The organism is Polynucleobacter sp. SHI8 (assembly GCF_027944005.1).
GTDB lineage: Bacteria > Pseudomonadota > Gammaproteobacteria > Burkholderiales > Burkholderiaceae > Polynucleobacter.
The window spans coordinates 1,467,783-1,484,020 of sequence record NZ_AP027204.1; the positions used below are offsets into that span (position 1 = coordinate 1,467,783).

Annotated in this window: 18 protein-coding genes and 1 pseudogene; 2 read left to right on the forward strand and 17 right to left on the reverse strand. The window is 42.1% G+C overall.

Annotated elements, in window-relative coordinates; genetic code table 11:
• Positions 1–36 precede the first annotated feature (36 nt).
• The 16 genes and pseudogenes from acpS to QMN06_RS07405 all read right to left on the reverse strand — a co-directional run bounded on the left by acpS (position 37) and on the right by QMN06_RS07405 (position 13,905).
• Entirely contained in the window at positions 37–432 is a 396-nt protein-coding gene (acpS, locus tag QMN06_RS07330) for a holo-ACP synthase (RefSeq protein WP_281969481.1), read from the reverse strand.
• Positions 423–1,175 carry a pyridoxine 5'-phosphate synthase gene (gene pdxJ, locus QMN06_RS07335; RefSeq protein ID WP_281969482.1) on the reverse strand — a complete coding sequence of 251 codons (753 nt, stop codon included), beginning with the start codon at positions 1,173–1,175 and terminating at the stop codon, positions 423–425. The genes acpS and pdxJ overlap by 10 nt, the downstream gene beginning before the upstream one ends.
• Positions 1,172–1,888: a DNA repair protein RecO gene (gene recO, locus QMN06_RS07340; protein ID WP_281969483.1), complete on the reverse strand. Its 717-nt coding sequence runs from the start codon at positions 1,886–1,888 to the stop codon at positions 1,172–1,174. Before recO ends, pdxJ begins: the two co-directional genes overlap by 4 nt.
• 3 nt (positions 1,889–1,891) lie before the next feature.
• Positions 1,892–2,797, reverse strand: a complete 906-nt coding sequence (gene era, locus QMN06_RS07345; RefSeq protein WP_281969484.1) for a GTPase Era — start codon at positions 2,795–2,797, stop codon at positions 1,892–1,894.
• Between the two features lie 2 nt (positions 2,798–2,799).
• Complete coding sequence (gene rnc, locus QMN06_RS07350) at positions 2,800–3,576, reverse strand: ribonuclease III (protein ID WP_281971743.1); 777 nt, start codon at positions 3,574–3,576, stop codon at positions 2,800–2,802.
• A gap of 18 nt (positions 3,577–3,594) precedes the next feature.
• Positions 3,595–4,476, reverse strand: coding sequence for a signal peptidase I (gene lepB / locus QMN06_RS07355; protein ID WP_281969485.1), 882 nt, complete (start codon positions 4,474–4,476; stop codon positions 3,595–3,597).
• Positions 4,473–6,281 (reverse strand): translation elongation factor 4, encoded by a 1,809-nt coding sequence (gene lepA, locus QMN06_RS07360; RefSeq protein WP_281969486.1) that lies wholly within the window; start codon positions 6,279–6,281, stop codon positions 4,473–4,475. Before lepA ends, lepB begins: the two co-directional genes overlap by 4 nt.
• Before the next feature lie 98 nt (positions 6,282–6,379).
• Positions 6,380–7,438: pseudogene (locus QMN06_RS07365) on the reverse strand (Do family serine endopeptidase); the annotation flags it as partial.
• Between the two features lie 160 nt (positions 7,439–7,598).
• Entirely contained in the window at positions 7,599–8,843 is a 1,245-nt protein-coding gene (fabF, locus tag QMN06_RS07370) for a beta-ketoacyl-ACP synthase II (RefSeq protein WP_281969487.1), read from the reverse strand.
• A gap of 5 nt (positions 8,844–8,848) precedes the next feature.
• Entirely contained in the window at positions 8,849–9,088 is a 240-nt protein-coding gene (gene acpP, locus QMN06_RS07375; protein ID WP_108646345.1) for an acyl carrier protein, read from the reverse strand.
• Between the two features lie 57 nt (positions 9,089–9,145).
• Positions 9,146–9,904 carry a 3-oxoacyl-ACP reductase FabG gene (fabG, locus tag QMN06_RS07380; protein ID WP_281969488.1) on the reverse strand — a complete coding sequence of 253 codons (759 nt, stop codon included), beginning with the start codon at positions 9,902–9,904 and terminating at the stop codon, positions 9,146–9,148.
• A 1-nt stretch (position 9,905) separates the two neighbouring features.
• Positions 9,906–10,850: an ACP S-malonyltransferase gene (fabD, locus tag QMN06_RS07385; RefSeq protein WP_281969489.1), complete on the reverse strand. Its 945-nt coding sequence runs from the start codon at positions 10,848–10,850 to the stop codon at positions 9,906–9,908.
• Positions 10,851–10,876: 26 nt separating this feature from the next.
• A complete protein-coding gene (locus QMN06_RS07390) occupies positions 10,877–11,863 on the reverse strand; it encodes a beta-ketoacyl-ACP synthase III (RefSeq protein ID WP_281969490.1) in 987 nt (328 codons plus the stop codon).
• 3 nt (positions 11,864–11,866) lie between these two features.
• Entirely contained in the window at positions 11,867–12,940 is a 1,074-nt protein-coding gene (gene plsX, locus QMN06_RS07395; RefSeq protein WP_281971744.1) for a phosphate acyltransferase PlsX, read from the reverse strand.
• Between the two features lie 106 nt (positions 12,941–13,046).
• The gene (gene rpmF / locus QMN06_RS07400) at positions 13,047–13,226 is read right to left on the reverse strand and encodes a 50S ribosomal protein L32 (protein ID WP_281969491.1); all 180 of its coding nucleotides are present in this window, start codon (positions 13,224–13,226) and stop codon (positions 13,047–13,049) included.
• A 67-nt stretch (positions 13,227–13,293) separates the two neighbouring features.
• Positions 13,294–13,905, reverse strand: coding sequence for a DUF177 domain-containing protein (locus QMN06_RS07405; RefSeq protein WP_281969492.1), 612 nt, complete (start codon positions 13,903–13,905; stop codon positions 13,294–13,296).
• A 21-nt stretch (positions 13,906–13,926) separates the two neighbouring features.
• On the opposite strand from QMN06_RS07405, the gene QMN06_RS07410 reads away from it, so the two are divergent.
• A complete protein-coding gene (locus QMN06_RS07410) occupies positions 13,927–14,544 on the forward strand; it encodes a Maf family nucleotide pyrophosphatase (protein WP_281969493.1) in 618 nt (205 codons plus the stop codon).
• Complete coding sequence (locus QMN06_RS07415) at positions 14,541–15,296, forward strand: SAM-dependent methyltransferase (RefSeq protein WP_281969494.1); 756 nt, start codon at positions 14,541–14,543, stop codon at positions 15,294–15,296. Before QMN06_RS07410 ends, QMN06_RS07415 begins: the two co-directional genes overlap by 4 nt.
• On the opposite strand, the gene QMN06_RS07420 is transcribed toward QMN06_RS07415, so the two are convergent.
• The gene (locus QMN06_RS07420) at positions 15,297–16,235 is read right to left on the reverse strand and encodes a S49 family peptidase (RefSeq protein ID WP_281969495.1); all 939 of its coding nucleotides are present in this window, start codon (positions 16,233–16,235) and stop codon (positions 15,297–15,299) included.
• Between the last annotated feature and the right edge of the window lie 3 nt (positions 16,236–16,238).

Consider the following 16,238-nt stretch of genomic DNA (forward strand, 5'->3'; position numbering starts at 1 on the left):
CATACTATCAAGCAACACATGATTTACTATGAATTTTTATTCACTTTTTGTCACAATTACCACTGCACTGACCATCTCTACTTCATCAGTGATCGTAACAAGGGCTGACCACTGGCGTTCTTGCATGAAAGTCTCTAAAGCTCCACTATAGGTTAAGTAAGGCTTACCAGTGGCATCATTGAGCGTTTGCACCGATTGCCATGTCATCGGGTAACGCATCCCTAACCCAATCCCTTTAGAAAATGCTTCCTTCGCTGCAAATCGCGTGCATAAATAAGCCATTCCACGCTTGAGATTACGTTCTTTTCTAGCTAAAAATACTTGATATTCTTGTGGACCTAATATGCGCTGAGCTATCCGACCGCCGGTTCGCTCATAGGTCTTGACCATCCGCTCAATGTGCAACAAATCATTGCCTATGCCTACGACCATGTTGACTCCTGTGAGCGGGCTGTCAGCATTAAGGATTTCATATCAGCAATGGCAGTCTTCCAACCTTTAAAGATGGCCTGCGCCACGATCGCATGGCCAATATTGAGCTCAGCAAGCGTTTGTATCTTTGCAATGGGAATCACATTCGCTTCGTTTAAGCCATGGCCGGCATTCACTCTGAGACCTAATTCATGTCCGTAATACGCTGCCCGCACAATTCTGTCTAACTCCATGTCCCCTTGCTCAGGGCCTGCATCAGCATAACGACCGGTATGCAATTCCACCACACCAACACCAATGCTCTTTACTGCTTCTAATACTTGTGCATCAGGATCAATGAATAATGACACCCGAATCCCACTCTTTTGGAGCTGCTTGACAGCAGCTTCAACAGTTTTAAGTTGCCCAAGTACATCCAACCCACCCTCGGTGGTCACTTCTTGACGTTTTTCTGGAACCAAACAAACATCATGAGGCTTGACTTGACAAGCAATATCAATCATCTCACTGGTAATGGCACACTCTAAGTTCATCCGCGTCTGAATCAAGGGTCTTAGCCGAAATAAATCTTCGTCTTTAATATGGCGTCGATCTTCACGTAAATGTAAGGTAATTAAGTCTGCACCAGCTGCTTCTGCTTCGATCGCCGCTCGAATCGGATCAGGATACGCTGTTCCCCTTGCATTGCGCAATGTAGCAACGTGATCAATATTGATACCGAGTTCAATGATGTTGGATGTCATAGCTTTTTTAAGTCAATGAGTATTTGACGTGTTGTCAGAACCTGATCTTGTAAGTGTAAGCTTAACAAAAATCGCATGAGTGCTTTACTTAAAGAAATCGTCTCTTGATCTTCAAAATGTGCTTGTGCAAGCTGTAATAAATGCTTTCCTTGTAACACTGGCCAATGTCCCGGCTCAAGTCCAGTCGATGGTCGCAAACCCCGCTCTGGTTGATACACATAATGTATCTCTGGGTCTAATACATCCCCTGTGTCTTGGCAATAATCGAGTGGTCCACAAAATCCCGTTTCTTGCAATAGGAAGATTTCAAAAGGTCGTAGGATTTTTTCATAGGATCCAGTAGCCTCGGATAATTTTGCAATCGTGGCATGGTACTGATCATACAAATTCTCATGAGCATCTTCACGCGCTAAAAATTTAACAATCAGTTCATTCATGTAAAAACCACATAACAAGGCATCACCCACTAAGGGGACTACTCCACCCATCCATTCCGATTTCGTTAATGTTTTTAGTTCGTTTTTACCTGTCCAGTGTACTTGTAGTGGCTGAAACTGTTGCAACACAGGACGTAAACTAGAATGGGGACGTTTAGCCCCCTTAGCAATTAAAGCAACACGCCCATAATCGCGGGTAAACACATCTAAAATAAGGCTAGTTTCTTTGTACGGAATCGAATGCAATACAAAGGCAGGCTCGTTTAAAACCCTCATAAACTACTCTAAGCCTTGTTCTCGCAGTGCAGCTCGATCGTCTGCCCAGCCACGCTTTACTTTGACCCAAGTTTCTAAAAACACTTTACCGTCAAACAGTTTTTCCATGTCCACTCGTGCCTCAGTTGAGATCCGTTTTAAACGCTCACCTTTTTCGCCAATCACCATCGGTTTATGGCTGTCCCGATCGACTAAGATCGTGGCAGCAATGCGACGCATGGTTCCATCCATCTGAAATTGATCAATAACGACTGAACTCGCATAGGGTAATTCTGCGCCGGTGTGACGAAATACTTTTTCTCTCAAAATCTCTGCGGCTAAAAACCTTTCGCTACGATCGGTCAGGGTATCTGGATCATAAATGGCTTCACGTTCGGGTAAATATCCTTCCAGTGTATCCATCAGCCTTGCAACATCATTGGGGTGCTTGGCTGTCATCGGTATGATCTCGGCAAACTCAAACTTGGCGGCCATGTCCTTCATGAACTCAAGAAGGTAATAATCTCGATCGGATGGCGTGGCTGAGTGACTAGCGAACACATCTAATTTATTGACCACCAAAATAACTGGCACTTCCCCTTTTAACATCTCGAGTACCTGTTCATCATCTTTGGAAAAATTTCCAGCTTCAATGACAAAACAGATCACATCCACATCACCTAATGTATTGGTAACGGTTCGGTTCAATGATTTATTTAAGGTGCTAACAAAATGCGTCTGAAATCCTGGCGTATCTAAAAAAATAAATTGTGCAGTAGGCGTAGTGTTGATTCCAGCAATGCGATGACGTGTGGTTTGGGCCTTGCGTGAAGTAATACTAATTTTTTGCCCGACTAGGGCGTTGAGTAAGGTGGATTTACCGACGTTAGGTCGTCCAACTAATGCAATGGATCCGCAACGAAAGGTCATCTCTATGCTCGCAAGGTTAAGTTTAACTGCTCATCACCTGAGCTTGGATCTAAGATGCTTTTTTTCTTCCGTGATGATTGTTTTTTGGCGGCTTGCCCAGTTTGTGGCAAGGCTTTTTGTGCAGCAATTAAAGCCAATTTAGCTGCTGACTGTTCTGCAGCTCTGCGGCTCGCCCCAGCGCCAGATACCTGAATATTTAAACTCTCCACTAAACACTCAACTTCAAATTGTTGATTATGGGCAACTCCAGTTGTCGCAGTCACTTGATACACGGGGAGTGGTAATTGATGGCCTTGTAAATACTCTTGCAACAAGGTCTTATCATCTTTGCCTAATGTTTTTGGATCAACATTTTCTAAAATTTGTGCATACAAGCGTCGCAATACTTCTCGGACTTTATCAAATCCAGCTTCAATAAAAATAGCCGCAATAATTGCCTCTAAAGTGTCTGCCAAAATCGAAGGCCGTTTAAAACCACCACTTTTTAACTCACCTTCTCCCAGTCGCAAATAATCAGATAGAGATAAACTTTGCGCGATTTCGTAAAGGGCTTGTTGCTTGACTAAATTAGCTCTTACACGTGATAAATCTCCTTCATCAAGCGCAGTAAATTTTTCAAATAAAATTTCAGCAACAATACAGTTCAGAACAGAATCACCTAAAAACTCCAGTCGTTCATTATTTTTTTTACCATGACTGCGATGCGTTAACGCCTGCATTAATAAATCATTTTTCTGGAACTGATAGCCCAGGCGCTCCTGCAGAAGTTTAGTGTCAATGGTGATCCGAGAATTCATTTAATGAAAGGTCCCAATCCGCTTTAAATCACTGAAGTTCATCCAAATAAAAACTGCCTTACCAACTAAATTCGCCTCAGGAACAAATCCCCAATATCTTGAATCTAAACTGTTGTCACGGTTATCACCCATCATGAAATAATTTCCTGGTGGAACTTTACAAACAAAGCCCTCAAAACTATATTGACAGTTATTCATATTCGGAAAAACATGGTCTGGAACAAAATTGCTTGGAAAACCACTCGGACGCTGCGGATCATTTTCAATCATGTGACTTCCCCCACCCAGCTCATTCGCAAATGATTCTTGCAAATGGATTGGGCGTAAATTTTGCGGTGTCATATTCTTAATGAAGTCACTTCGCTCGTCATAACCAACTTGAGGAATAAACATAATATTTTCGTAAGTAAAAGGCTTACCATTGACGGTTAAGTGTTTATTTTTATATTCCACCACGTCCCCTGGAACACCCACCACGCGTTTGATGTAATCTACAGTTTCATCTACAGGGTAACGAAAGACCACTACATCACCTCTTGCGGGAGAGCCTACTTCCATGATTTTTTTGTTCCAAACAGGAAAGCGAACACCGTAGGTAAACTTATTGACAAGAATGAAGTCCCCAATTTGCAGGGTCGGAATCATGGAGCCAGAAGGAATCTTAAATGGCTCAAAGAAAAAAGAACGTAATATAAAAATAAACGCAATGATGGGAAATAAGTCAGCAGTAAATTCTAACCAAATCGGCTTTTTATCAATTCCAGCAGCCTGACGTTGTTTAGCAAAGAACAGCTTATCTAATGCCCAAAAAATACCGCAAACAATAAAAAGACCTAATAATATCTTTGCAAATTGCTGTCCAATGATTGCCCAGTAACTCATTTATCCTCCACCTGTAATATTGCTAAAAAAGCTTCTTGAGGAATCTCGACATTACCTACCTGCTTCATTCTCTTCTTTCCTGCTTTTTGTTTTTCTAATAATTTACGCTTACGTGAAATATCGCCACCATAACATTTAGCTAAAACATTTTTACGTAATGCCTTGACGTTTTCACGGGCAATAATATTGCTGCCAATAGTCGCTTGGATCGCTACATCAAACATTTGACGTGGAATGATCTCGCGCATTTTCGCCACAACTTCACGTCCTCGATATTGACTATTCGTACGGTGCACAATCACGGATAAAGCATCCACCTTATCTCCGTTAATTAATATATCAACTTTGACGACATCCGAGGGACGATTTTCCTTAAACTCATAATCCATCGAGGCGTAACCTCTCGAGATGGACTTCAAACGATCAAAGAAATCCATCACGATTTCTGCCATTGGAAGTTCGTATGTCAACTGCACTTGTCGGCCTAAATATTGCATGTTAGTCTGAATACCCCGCTTACCGGTACACAGTGTGATCACCGCACCAACATACTCTTGAGGCATATACAAATTAACTGTAACTATGGGCTCAAAAATAGTATCTATTTTGCTAGGTTCAGGCATTTTAGATGGGTTATCCACCACAACGCGGGAGCGGTCAGAAAGCTCTACTTCATACACAACGGTCGGTGCTGTCGTAATCAAATCCATATCGAACTCACGCTCTAAGCGCTCTTGCACAATTTCCATATGCAACAAACCTAAAAACCCGCAACGAAACCCAAAACCCAATGCCTGTGATACTTCTGGCTCATACATCAAAGATGCATCATTGAGCTTGAGCTTTTCTAAAGACTCTCTCAAGGCTTCATATTGATTGGCTTCCACAGGATATAAACCTGCAAAGACCTGTGGCTTGACTTCTTTGAATCCTGGCAGTGGAACTGAGGCCGGAGTTTTACCTTGTTGACCTGGGGCATGCGTAATCGTATCCCCTACTTTGGCAGCCTTTAACTCTTTAATACCAGCAATAATGAATCCTACCTGCCCTGCAGTTAATTCTGTTCGATCAATCGATTTAGGGGTAAAAACACCCACATGATCGACTAAATGGGTCGAACCATTGGCCATTAATAAAATACGATCTTTAGGTTTGAGGGTGCCATTTTTGATGCGAACTAACATCACTACACCCACGTAATTATCAAACCAAGAATCAACTAACAAGGCTTGTAATGGTGCAGTAGGATCCCCTTCCGGTGGCGGAACACTGGCAATCAAACGTTCAATGACGTCTTGCACACCTAAACCAGTCTTAGCAGAGCACGTAACAGCATCAGTAGCATCTATACCAATAATATCTTCAATCTCTTGCTTGGCCTTATCAGGATCAGCAGAAGGTAGGTCAATTTTATTCAGTACCGGGACAACCTCAACTCCAAGCTCAATGGCCGTGTAACAATTGGCTACAGTTTGTGCCTCAACCCCTTGAGAGGCATCCACGACGAGCAAAGCTCCTTCACAAGCAGATAGTGACCTGCTGACCTCATAAGAGAAGTCAACGTGTCCAGGGGTATCAATCAGGTTGAGGTTATATACCTGTCCATCTCGAGCTGGATAGCTCAAAGCTGCCGTTTGGGCTTTGATGGTGATGCCTCTTTCTTTCTCAATGTCCATAGAATCAAGGACTTGCGCTTCCATTTCACGATCTGAAAGGCCACCACAGAGTTGAATAATGCGATCCGCTAAGGTCGATTTTCCATGGTCAATATGGGCAATAATGGAGAAGTTTCTAATATTTTTCATGAATTCCTAAAGGCGCCTTGCCGTAGCATGACACCATGTCATGCTGCAATAAGACGTCTATGTTCTATTGTAACGGTTTAGGATTTGCGAGGCGTATCTATCTCAACAACAGGGACATTGAGCTCGCGCGTTACTCCCTTGTGCCAGACTAATAACCTCACTTTAGTTCCTGGCTTTACTTCACTAACTGTTCTCGTTAAATCAGCACCTTTTTCAATATCTTTGTCATTGATTTTTAAAATGACATCACCCACCTCAATACCAGATTGGGCTGCAGGAGCGTTTGGATCTAAACCTCGAATCAAAACACCTCTTGCCTTACCACTAAAACCAATACTTTCCGCCAACTCTTTATTGAGCTCAGTAATCGTAATACCAATTCTTCCTCTTACAACACGGCCATTTGTACGCAATATATCGGAAATCCGAATCGCCTCATCAATCGGAATGGCAAAGGAAATCCCCATAAAACCACCAGATTTACTATAAATTTGTGAATTGATACCAATCACTTCACCACGGGTGTTAATCAAAGGACCACCAGAGTTTCCTGGATTAATTGCTACATCGGTCTGTATAAATGGTGTAATGCTATCGTTGACTTCACGCCCTTTTGCAGAAATGATGCCCGCACTCACGGTATTGTCAAACCCAAAAGGTGATCCAATCGCAAGCACCCATTCCCCAACGCGAACCTTCGATGACTCGCCAATGGGTAATTTGGTTAAATTATTTGCTTCGATTTTAATTAAGGCTACATCGGTTTTAGGGTCAGAACCAATCAATTTTGCTTTGAACTCACGTTTATCTGTCAATGTGACATAAATCGTTGTAGCACCCTCTACTACGTGTGCATTGGTGAGAATGAAACCACTACCATCAATCACAAAGCCTGAACCTGTTCCCCGCTCTTGCTCTTGTGACTTAGGGCCGGCTTGATTCGGGGTTCTTGGCTGCTGCTGTTGAGGTAAGCCTGGAATTGGAATACCAAAAAAGCGTCGTAAAAATTCAGCTTGATCTTGTGGGGTAATGTTGGAAGGGACTTGATAAACCGTTACGCGCTCTGTAGTGCGAATATTGACCACCGCAGGACTTGCTTTTTCAACTAAATCAGAAAAGTCACCTATCACGCGCCGTGTCGGTTGCGGCGTCTGAATATTGAGTGGGTCTGAAGAAGTAGTTGTAGGACTTTGCCCATAGGCAATAGTCAAACCTATAAAAAACAAACTCAATGTGAGTATTTTTCTTAAAAACATAAAACCGCTATGGATAGCAATCATTGACAAAAGAAAATTAAATTGTTAATAATTTTGTATTTTAAAGTCTTTTGAAAACTAATGTGCCATTAGTTCCACCAAAACCAAAATTGTTTTTGACCGCAATATCTATCTTTAAATCCCTTGCAGTATTTGCGCAGTAATCTAAATCACATTCTGGGTCTTGATTAAAAATGTTGATTGTCGGAGGTGACTTTTGATGATGCAAAGCCAAGACCGTAAATACAGCCTCTAATCCACCTGCGCCACCCAATAGGTGACCGGTCATGGATTTCGTTGAGTTGACAACGACACGCTTGGCAAGATCACCTAACGCGGCTTTAATTGCTTCTGTTTCATTTTTATCGCCAAGTGGAGTCGAAGTTCCATGGGCATTAATATAATCAACTTGATCAGAATTGACGCCTGCATCTTTAAGTGCATTAATCATGCAACGTCTAGGACCATCCATGTTAGGAGCCGTCATATGGTATGCGTCACCACTCATACCAAATCCGGCAAGTTCAGCATAAATCTTTGCCCCGCGAGCTTTGGCATGTTCATATTCTTCTAGAACCATCACACCACCACCCTCACCGAGAACAAAACCATCGCGGTCTTTATCCCAAGGACGTGAAGCAGTCAAAGGATCATCATTTCTAGTTGAGAGCGCTCTTGCAGCGGCAAAACCGCCGATACCTAACGGAGAAACTGTTGACTCAGCACCGCCGGCAATCATGACATCGGCATCACCATACTGAATTAACCTTGCAGCAAGACCTAAACTATGTAATCCGGTAGTACAAGCAGTTACCGCACCTAGATTAGGACCTTTGAGACCCAGATTAATACTTAAGTAACCAGAAATCATGTTAATGATTGAACCCGGTACAAAGAATGGTGAAATTCTTCTAGCACCACGTTCCACATATTCCTTATGGGTTTCTTCAATCATTGGCAAACCACCAATGCCTGAACCCACAAGAACGCCACAACGTTCTGCGTTTTCTTCTGTGATGACTAAACCACTGTCTGTAAATGCTTGCGTTCCAGCCGCAATGCCATAATGAATAAAAGTATCCATATGCCTAGCTTCTTTGGCGGAAATATAGTCCTCAATTTGAAAATCTTTGACTTCACCAGCAAAATGCACTGATAAACCTGAATGATCAAATTTAGATATCGTAGCAATACCCGATTTACCCGCTAGGAGATTATCCCAAGCTGTTGCAACGGTATTACCTACAGGACTAACTAAACCTAAGCCGGTAACAACCACCCGGCGTTGGTCTCTTGCGAAAGACACTATGATTAGCCTTGTGCTTTTGAAGAAGCAAAATCAATTGCTAATTGAACTGTAGTGATCTTCTCTGCTTCTTCATCAGGAATCTCAATACCAAATTCATCTTCTAAAGCCATTACAAGCTCAACGGTATCGAGTGAATCAGCGCCTAAGTCATTGACGAATGAAGATTCGTTTTTAACCTCAGCTTCTGTTACGCCTAATTGCTCGGCGACGATTTTCTTAACTCGTTGTTCAATATTGTCCATGCGTTCCCTCCAGGGATGTTGTTAAATTAAAAAGTATTTTATCAGTTTCGTAAAACATTATGCGAGATATAACCCGCCATTGACATGCAAAGTGGTTCCTGTGACGTATCCTGCTTGATCAGAGGCCAAAAAAACCACCGCATTTGCTACATCATCAGCAGTTCCCAGCCTACCCAGAGGGATATTTCCCTTCAAAGCATTCTGTTGATCTTCTGATAAAGCTCGTGTCATATCTGTATCAATAAAGCCTGGCGCAACACAGTTGACGGTAATATTTCGACTACCTATTTCACGGGCAAGTGATCGACTCATACCTGCCACCCCTGCTTTTGCAGCGGCGTAATTTGCCTGACCAGGATTACCCATATGCCCAACAATCGATGTCACATGAATAATTCTGCCACCTTTGGCCCGCATCATCGGTCTTAAAACAGCACGGCTGAGACGAAAGACGGCAGATAAATTGGTTTGAATAACTTGATCCCAATCGTCATCTTTCATTCTCATTGCCAATTGATCTTTTGTAATACCTGCATTATTAACTAATATATGCAGTCCACCATACTCTTTGACAATGGCATCAATCATGTCATCACAAGCTTTAATATCCGTAACGTTTAACACCATGCCTTTTCCAGCATGAGGAATTTCCGCGCTTTGAGCTAACACTTGAGTGACAGACTGCGCTCCAGACTCTGAAGTTGAGGTACCGATCACGATGGCACCAGATTTTGCCAATTGCAAAGCAATCGCTTGACCAATCCCACGTGACGCTCCCGTGACGAGAGCTACCTTACCTTGTAATTGAACATTCATATTATTTACTTAACTCTTCAAGAACTTGCGCAATACTCATTGGATCATAAATATTCATAACTTTTAATTCTGCATCTATCCGCTTAACCATACCAGCTAAAACCTTACCAGGACCACACTCTACTATGTGGGTAATCCCCTGATTCGACATGTATTGAATAGTCTGTACCCATCTCACTGGTGAATAAGACTGGCGAACTAATGTATCTCGAATCCCTATTGGATCATCAATGACTGTCACATCAACATTATTCACCACAGCAAAGCCGGGTGAATGGATATCAATTTTACTCAAATAATCACGTAATGGATCAGCTACAGGCCTTAATAAACTGGAATGAAATGGTGCGGAAACAGCAAGGGGTGCAACTAACTTTGCCCCAGCAGGCTTAGCCTTTGCACTAGCATCGTCAACCGCTTCTTTATCACCTGCAATCACCACTTGATTCGGGGCATTAAAGTTCACCGCTTCAACAATTTTACCCGTAGCTAATTGACTACTTTTACATAGCTCAATCACACTCGCATCATCCATACCAACAATTGCCGCCATACTTCCACTACCAACGGGAACTGCATTTTGCATCATTTGAGCACGAAAACGAACAAGGGGTATCGCATCATGAAATCCAATTGCACCTGCTGCAACGTAAGCAGTGTACTCACCTAAACTATGCCCTGCCGCCATCGAGGGTACAACACCGCCCGCCGCTAACCAAGCGCGGTAAATGGCAATCGCACTTGCTAACATCACCGGTTGGGTGTTCTCTGTTAAAGCTAAAGTTTCTGCAGGTCCTGCTTGAATCATTTGTCCGAGATCAAACCCAATCGCAGCACTCGCCTCTTGAAGCGTACTCTGCACAACTGCGTCGCCACTAAATGCATCTAACATGCCAACGGTTTGAGAACCTTGACCAGGAAATACAAAAGCTATTTTTTTATTCATATATTCAATTTTACGGTCAATTTACTTTAATAACGGATGCAAGCTGCACCCCATGTAAATCCACCACCAACACCTTCTAATAATAAATATTGTCCACGCTGAATTTTGCAACTGCGCACACCTTCATCTAATGCTAAAGGAATTGATGCGGCTGAGGTATTTCCCTGCTCAGCTAAGGTCACGATGACATGATCTAAAGCAATCCCAAGCTTTTTAGCTGTTCCCTCCATAATGCGAATATTCGCTTGGTGGGGAATTAACCAATCAATTTGAGCCGTTGTTAATTGCGCTTTGTCTAAAACCTCAATCGCCACTTGCTCCAGTACTTTGACGGCTAGTTTAAATACGGCCTGCCCATCCATTTTCAAAAATGCTGAACCAACAATACCACCTGCACTCGTATTACCTGGCACACACAAAATATCTCGATGGGAACCATCTGCATGAAGGGCTGTACTCAATATTCCTTGCTCATTGCTTGCTTCTAGCAATACAGCTCCAGCACCATCACCAAATAAAACACATGTCGTGCGATCTTGGAAATTTAATATCCTGGAGAAAACTTCGGCACCAATCACAAGTATTCTTTGATTCGTGCCTGACCGAATCAGTGCATCGGCCAAGTTGAGCCCATAGATAAATCCTGAACAAACTGCCTGAACATCAAATGCGGCGCAATGACTTGTAATCCCTAATTTATCTTGCACTACGCAAGCAGTACTTGGAAAGCCACCTAGATGATCGGCCGTAGAGGTTGCCAAAATGATTAAATCAATCGTTTGAATATCAATCTGTGCCACCTCGATGGCAGCCTTAGCGGCCTCAACAGCTAAATCACTGGTCATTTGCTCAGGACTTGCAAAAAAACGACTTTTTATGCCACTCCGAGAGTAAATCCACTCATCGCTTGTCTCGATTCCCTGCAGCTCTAGTCGCTTGGCTAACTCATCATTACTTACCTTGTTTGGAGGTAAATAACTTCCAGTGCCAATAATCTTTGCATATGTGCTCATAGACTAAGATTTTATCTCGACATTTTCAACAGGCGTTGAAATTTCAGTTTCTACTGGTGCAGATTCATGAATTTTTTCATGTTCAAATGCTTTTTCTATGTTTTCAACCATCTTATTTTTAGCCGCCTCGTAGGCACGTAGCAAAGCGACATAAAAGGCATACTTATCAGCAGATCCATGACTTTTAATAACTAAACCTTTTAATCCTAAGAGCATGGCGCCGTTATAGGCTCGATGGTCAACACGCTTCCGAAATCTTAATAAAATCGGTAATGCTAAAAAAGCTAAAAATCTCGTTAATAGTGATCGACTAAATTCTTCTTTAATCATTTGGGAAATCATGCTGGCTAAACCTTCACTGGTTTTTAAAGCCACATTACCAACAAAGCCATCACACACCACAACATCGGTGGTTCCTTTAAAAATATCATTACCTTCTACGTTGCCGTAAAAGTTGAGCTGGCTTTGGCGCAATAACTCTCCCGCCTGTTTGACCACTTCATTGCCCTTAATCACTTCTTCACCAATATTTAATAAGCCAATGGTCGGACTAGGTTTGTTATCAATCACGCGCACCATCACATTAGCCATTTGTGCAAATTGCAAAAGATGAAACGCTTCACAATCAGAATTGGCACCTAAATCTAAGACGGTCGTACCGGTACCTTTTTGATTGGGCATTCTTGTTGCAATTGCTGGACGATCAATGCCAGGAAGGGTTTTTAACAAGTATCTCGAAATAGCCATCAGTGCACCGGTATTTCCTGCAGAAACAGCTGCATCCGCATGCTGTTCTTTTACCTGTTCAATGGCAACACGCATCGATGAATCTTTTTTACGACGAAGTGCTACTTCGATGGAATCATCACTACTAATGACTTCAGTCGCTGAAACAATTTTGATGCGTTTTTTATATTCTTCGGAAACTTTTTTGAGGGCTTTTTGGATTGCGGCCTCATCACCAACTAAAATGACTGCAGTATCTTCGTAATCATGCAAAAGATCCAAACAAGCAGGAACAGTTACAGACACGCCATAATCGCCACCCATTACATCAACAGAAATGGAAATTGTCATATCGAAGAGAGGTGGAAATAAGACGACTTTTGTCGTCTTATTATGCATATGAATTCTTTAACGGAATCCATCTTTTATATCAAACCCTAGAAGGTTTAACAACAAATTAATCGTTTTTAGTCTTAACTACTTTACGACCACGATAGTAGCCAGATGGGCTAACATGATGGCGCAAATGCGCTTCACCTGTCGTTGGCTCTACCGCCAATGAGGGTGCAACTAAAAAGTCATGAGCACGGTGCATGCCACGCTTAGATGGGGATTTTTTATTCTGCTGGACGGCCATAGTATTAACTCCTAAACAATCCAAAATTTTAACACTTATTTGGCAAAAAATCTAATCCTTTTCAACCTTAAGCATCAAATTTCAACTTTTTGAGACTTTCAAATGGGTTTTTTGGTGAATTTTCTGCTTCATTACTGATACTTTCTTCACCACTACCAACAATTCCTGGGACAAAAATCATCTTAGATTCACATACTTCAGATGGGTGCTTTGGTATCAATGGAAGATTGAGCAAGATTTCATCTTCAATTAATTCCAATAACTGAAATTGATGACTGGTCAACAAGGCATCTTCTTCATCATTGTCTAACGGGAAATTCTCGACCTCTTCTATGGTGTCTTTTAAAACAAATTGCGAAACAATATGTAGTTCATCTAAAAACGGCTGGAGACAACGCTGACACTCAAGGGGATACGATAAGTCAAGAATCAATTGAATACGATATTCTTGCCCACCTCCGGGCAATTCATCGATCCATGAATGTAATTCCCAGGTAAGTTCTTGAGCAGAAAATTCATCTACTAAACTACGCTTGTTGATTTCTTCAACTATCCGTGGCAATTCCATTAATTTCAAAAAACCTTTACCATGGAGTAGTTGACCTGACTTAAAATCAACTTGAGCAAGCGAAGATACACTTGCGTTTAATTCTTTAACTGGCATATTTTTTCGAGTCATTACTTTTTTCTTAAGAATCCAATGAAAGACCAACCTCCTCTTATTCTAGCCTCTTCTTCTATCTATCGAAAAGAATTATTAGAGCGCTTGCGGATCCCATTTGAATGTATTGCTCCCAACATTGATGAATCTCAACTTCCTGATGAATCAACGGATGATCTCATTGAACGTCTTTCTCAACAAAAAGCGCAAGCAGTCGCGCAGCTTCACCCAAATGCTTGGGTGATTGCTTCGGATCAAGTTGCGGATTTCAATGGTCATGCTATTGGTAAACCCGGTACTCACGAAAAAGCCTTAGCGCAACTCAAAATAATGCAAGGCAAAAGAGTGGTTTTTAAAACTGGCTTGTGTTTGATGCATCACCAATCCCATCGCTCTATTTATATATGTATTCCGACGACAGTCAGTTTTCATGATTTAGATGATGCTGTTCTAGAAAATTATCTACACGCTGAAAAACCATATGACTGCGCTGGAAGTGCTAAATCAGAGGGTCTAGGAATCAGCTTATTGTCTAAAATTAAAAGCGAAGATCCAACGGCTCTCATCGGCTTACCACTAATTGCTCTCTCAGGCCTTTTACGTTCAGTCGGTTACGCAATTCCAGCCCCTCAAATAGCTTTAACGCCCACACCATGAAAAAAGGTCGACTATTTTTAGTACCCAATACACTTGGGGAAGAGAATCGTGAGTCGCAAATCACTCATGTAATCCCACCTTTCGTCGCACAAATTGCCGCGGAACTTGATTGCTGGATAGTGGAGAATGCTAAAACTGCCCGCTCATTTTTGGGGGCAGTGCATCAAATCACCCCTCTTCGTAAACCCATTCAAGAAATCAAAATGACGCAGTGGCGCGGCCCTCGCTCTGAGGTATCGCCAAAAGATTTAATTGCACCATTATTGCAAGGTCAAGATATGGGCTTGATGTCCGAGGCAGGTCTTCCCGCCATCGCGGATCCAGGAACAGAAATCGTCGCTCTTGCGCATCAAATGGGTATTCAAGTACGCCCGTTAACAGGACCAAACTCTTTAATGCTCGCTCTGATGGCCTCTGGGATGAGTGGTCAACATTTTTCTTTTCATGGATACCTTCCCATTAAGGGACCAGAGCGCCAAAAGAAAATCAAATCTATCGAACAAGATTCAAAACTCCATCAATCAGCTCATCTTTGGATTGAAACCCCCTACCGAAATACTTCAATGCTACAAAGCCTCACTGATTTTTTACTGCCTCAAACGCAACTCTGTGTAGCAATGGACTTAACTCTCGAGAGTGAACTAGTCCTTCGCTTGAGTATCGAGGAGTGGAAAAAATTACTACTATCCCAATCTCCTAAGTTACCGCAAGACCTCGATCGTCGCCCGGCTGTATTTGTCATGCAAGCGTAATTACTTGACTGACATCAATTGCATGGCCTGCGCAAAAGATGTTCCAAAAGAGGCGCCAAACCGTTTGGCAATCCGCTCTGCAACATTCTCTGTTTGTGAATAATCAATAATGTCTTTTTGACCAATCACTTCTTTGGCGACAAAATCCATTGTCCCGATTTCATCGGCAATCCCAAGCTCAATACTACGCGCACCATTCCACACCATTCCAGTAAACAATGTGTCATTGGGTTTTAAACGATCGCCACGGCCATTTTTGACAACATCAATAAATTGTTGATGAATCTCATTAATCATCGTTTGTAATACTTCACGATTTTTGGGGTCTTGCTTTATAAATGGATCGAGCATGTCTTTGTTTTCACCCGCAGTAATTACGCGACGTTCAACCCCTAATTTATCCATAAGACCTGTAAATCCAAAGCCACTCATAATGACGCCAATCGAGCCAATTAAACTTGCTTTATCCACATAAATTTTTTCCGCGGCCACCGCAATGTAATAGCCACCTGAGGCACAGATATCTTCAACTACAACATATAAATGTTTTTTCGGATACTCTTTTCTTAAACGCAACATTTCATCATGAATCATCCCTGCTTGCACTGGAGAGCCACCTGGACTATTAATTTTGACAATCACACCAACACTGTCAGGACTTTCAAATGCGGCTTGAAGTGCGGCATTAATATCACCTGCATTGGCAGGTGTATTACTTGCAATTTCACCTTGAATATTGATGAGTGCTGTATGTTTACCAAGTACGGAACTGGACTTATTTTTAAAGGGATTAAAAAATGTATAAAGGGCAAATAAAAACAACCCCAGCCAAATCACACGCCAAATGGTGCGCCATCTTCTTTCACTGCGCTTATCTTTTAAATTTTCATTAAGCAAGCTTTCTAATGCCTGCTTTTCCCAACTTGACTCTTCACTCATACA

Bases quoted from the DNA above. Each gene is read 5' to 3' on its own strand.
- fabG (WP_281969488.1), bottom strand. From the start codon at position 9,904: ATGAATGTTCAATTACAAGGTAAGGTAGCTCTCGTCACGGGAGCGTCA.
- acpS (WP_281969481.1), bottom strand. From the start codon at position 432: ATGGTCGTAGGCATAGGCAATGATTTGTTGCACATTGAGCGGATGGTC.
- era (WP_281969484.1), bottom strand. From the start codon at position 2,797: ATGACCTTTCGTTGCGGATCCATTGCATTAGTTGGACGACCTAACGTC.
- lepB (WP_281969485.1), bottom strand. From the start codon at position 4,476: ATGAGTTACTGGGCAATCATTGGACAGCAATTTGCAAAGATATTATTA.
- rpmF (WP_281969491.1), bottom strand. From the start codon at position 13,226: ATGGCCGTCCAGCAGAATAAAAAATCCCCATCTAAGCGTGGCATGCAC.
- plsX (WP_281971744.1), bottom strand. From the start codon at position 12,940: ATGACAATTTCCATTTCTGTTGATGTAATGGGTGGCGATTATGGCGTG.
- fabD (WP_281969489.1), bottom strand. From the start codon at position 10,850: ATGAATAAAAAAATAGCTTTTGTATTTCCTGGTCAAGGTTCTCAAACC.
- QMN06_RS07405 (WP_281969492.1), bottom strand. From the start codon at position 13,905: ATGACTCGAAAAAATATGCCAGTTAAAGAATTAAACGCAAGTGTATCT.
- QMN06_RS07415 (WP_281969494.1), top strand. From the start codon at position 14,541: ATGAAAAAAGGTCGACTATTTTTAGTACCCAATACACTTGGGGAAGAG.
- pdxJ (WP_281969482.1), bottom strand. From the start codon at position 1,175: ATGACATCCAACATCATTGAACTCGGTATCAATATTGATCACGTTGCT.
- QMN06_RS07410 (WP_281969493.1), top strand. From the start codon at position 13,927: ATGAAAGACCAACCTCCTCTTATTCTAGCCTCTTCTTCTATCTATCGA.
- lepA (WP_281969486.1), bottom strand. From the start codon at position 6,281: ATGAAAAATATTAGAAACTTCTCCATTATTGCCCATATTGACCATGGA.
- QMN06_RS07420 (WP_281969495.1), bottom strand. From the start codon at position 16,235: ATGAGTGAAGAGTCAAGTTGGGAAAAGCAGGCATTAGAAAGCTTGCTT.
- acpP (WP_108646345.1), bottom strand. From the start codon at position 9,088: ATGGACAATATTGAACAACGAGTTAAGAAAATCGTCGCCGAGCAATTA.
- recO (WP_281969483.1), bottom strand. From the start codon at position 1,888: ATGAGGGTTTTAAACGAGCCTGCCTTTGTATTGCATTCGATTCCGTAC.
- QMN06_RS07390 (WP_281969490.1), bottom strand. From the start codon at position 11,863: ATGAGCACATATGCAAAGATTATTGGCACTGGAAGTTATTTACCTCCA.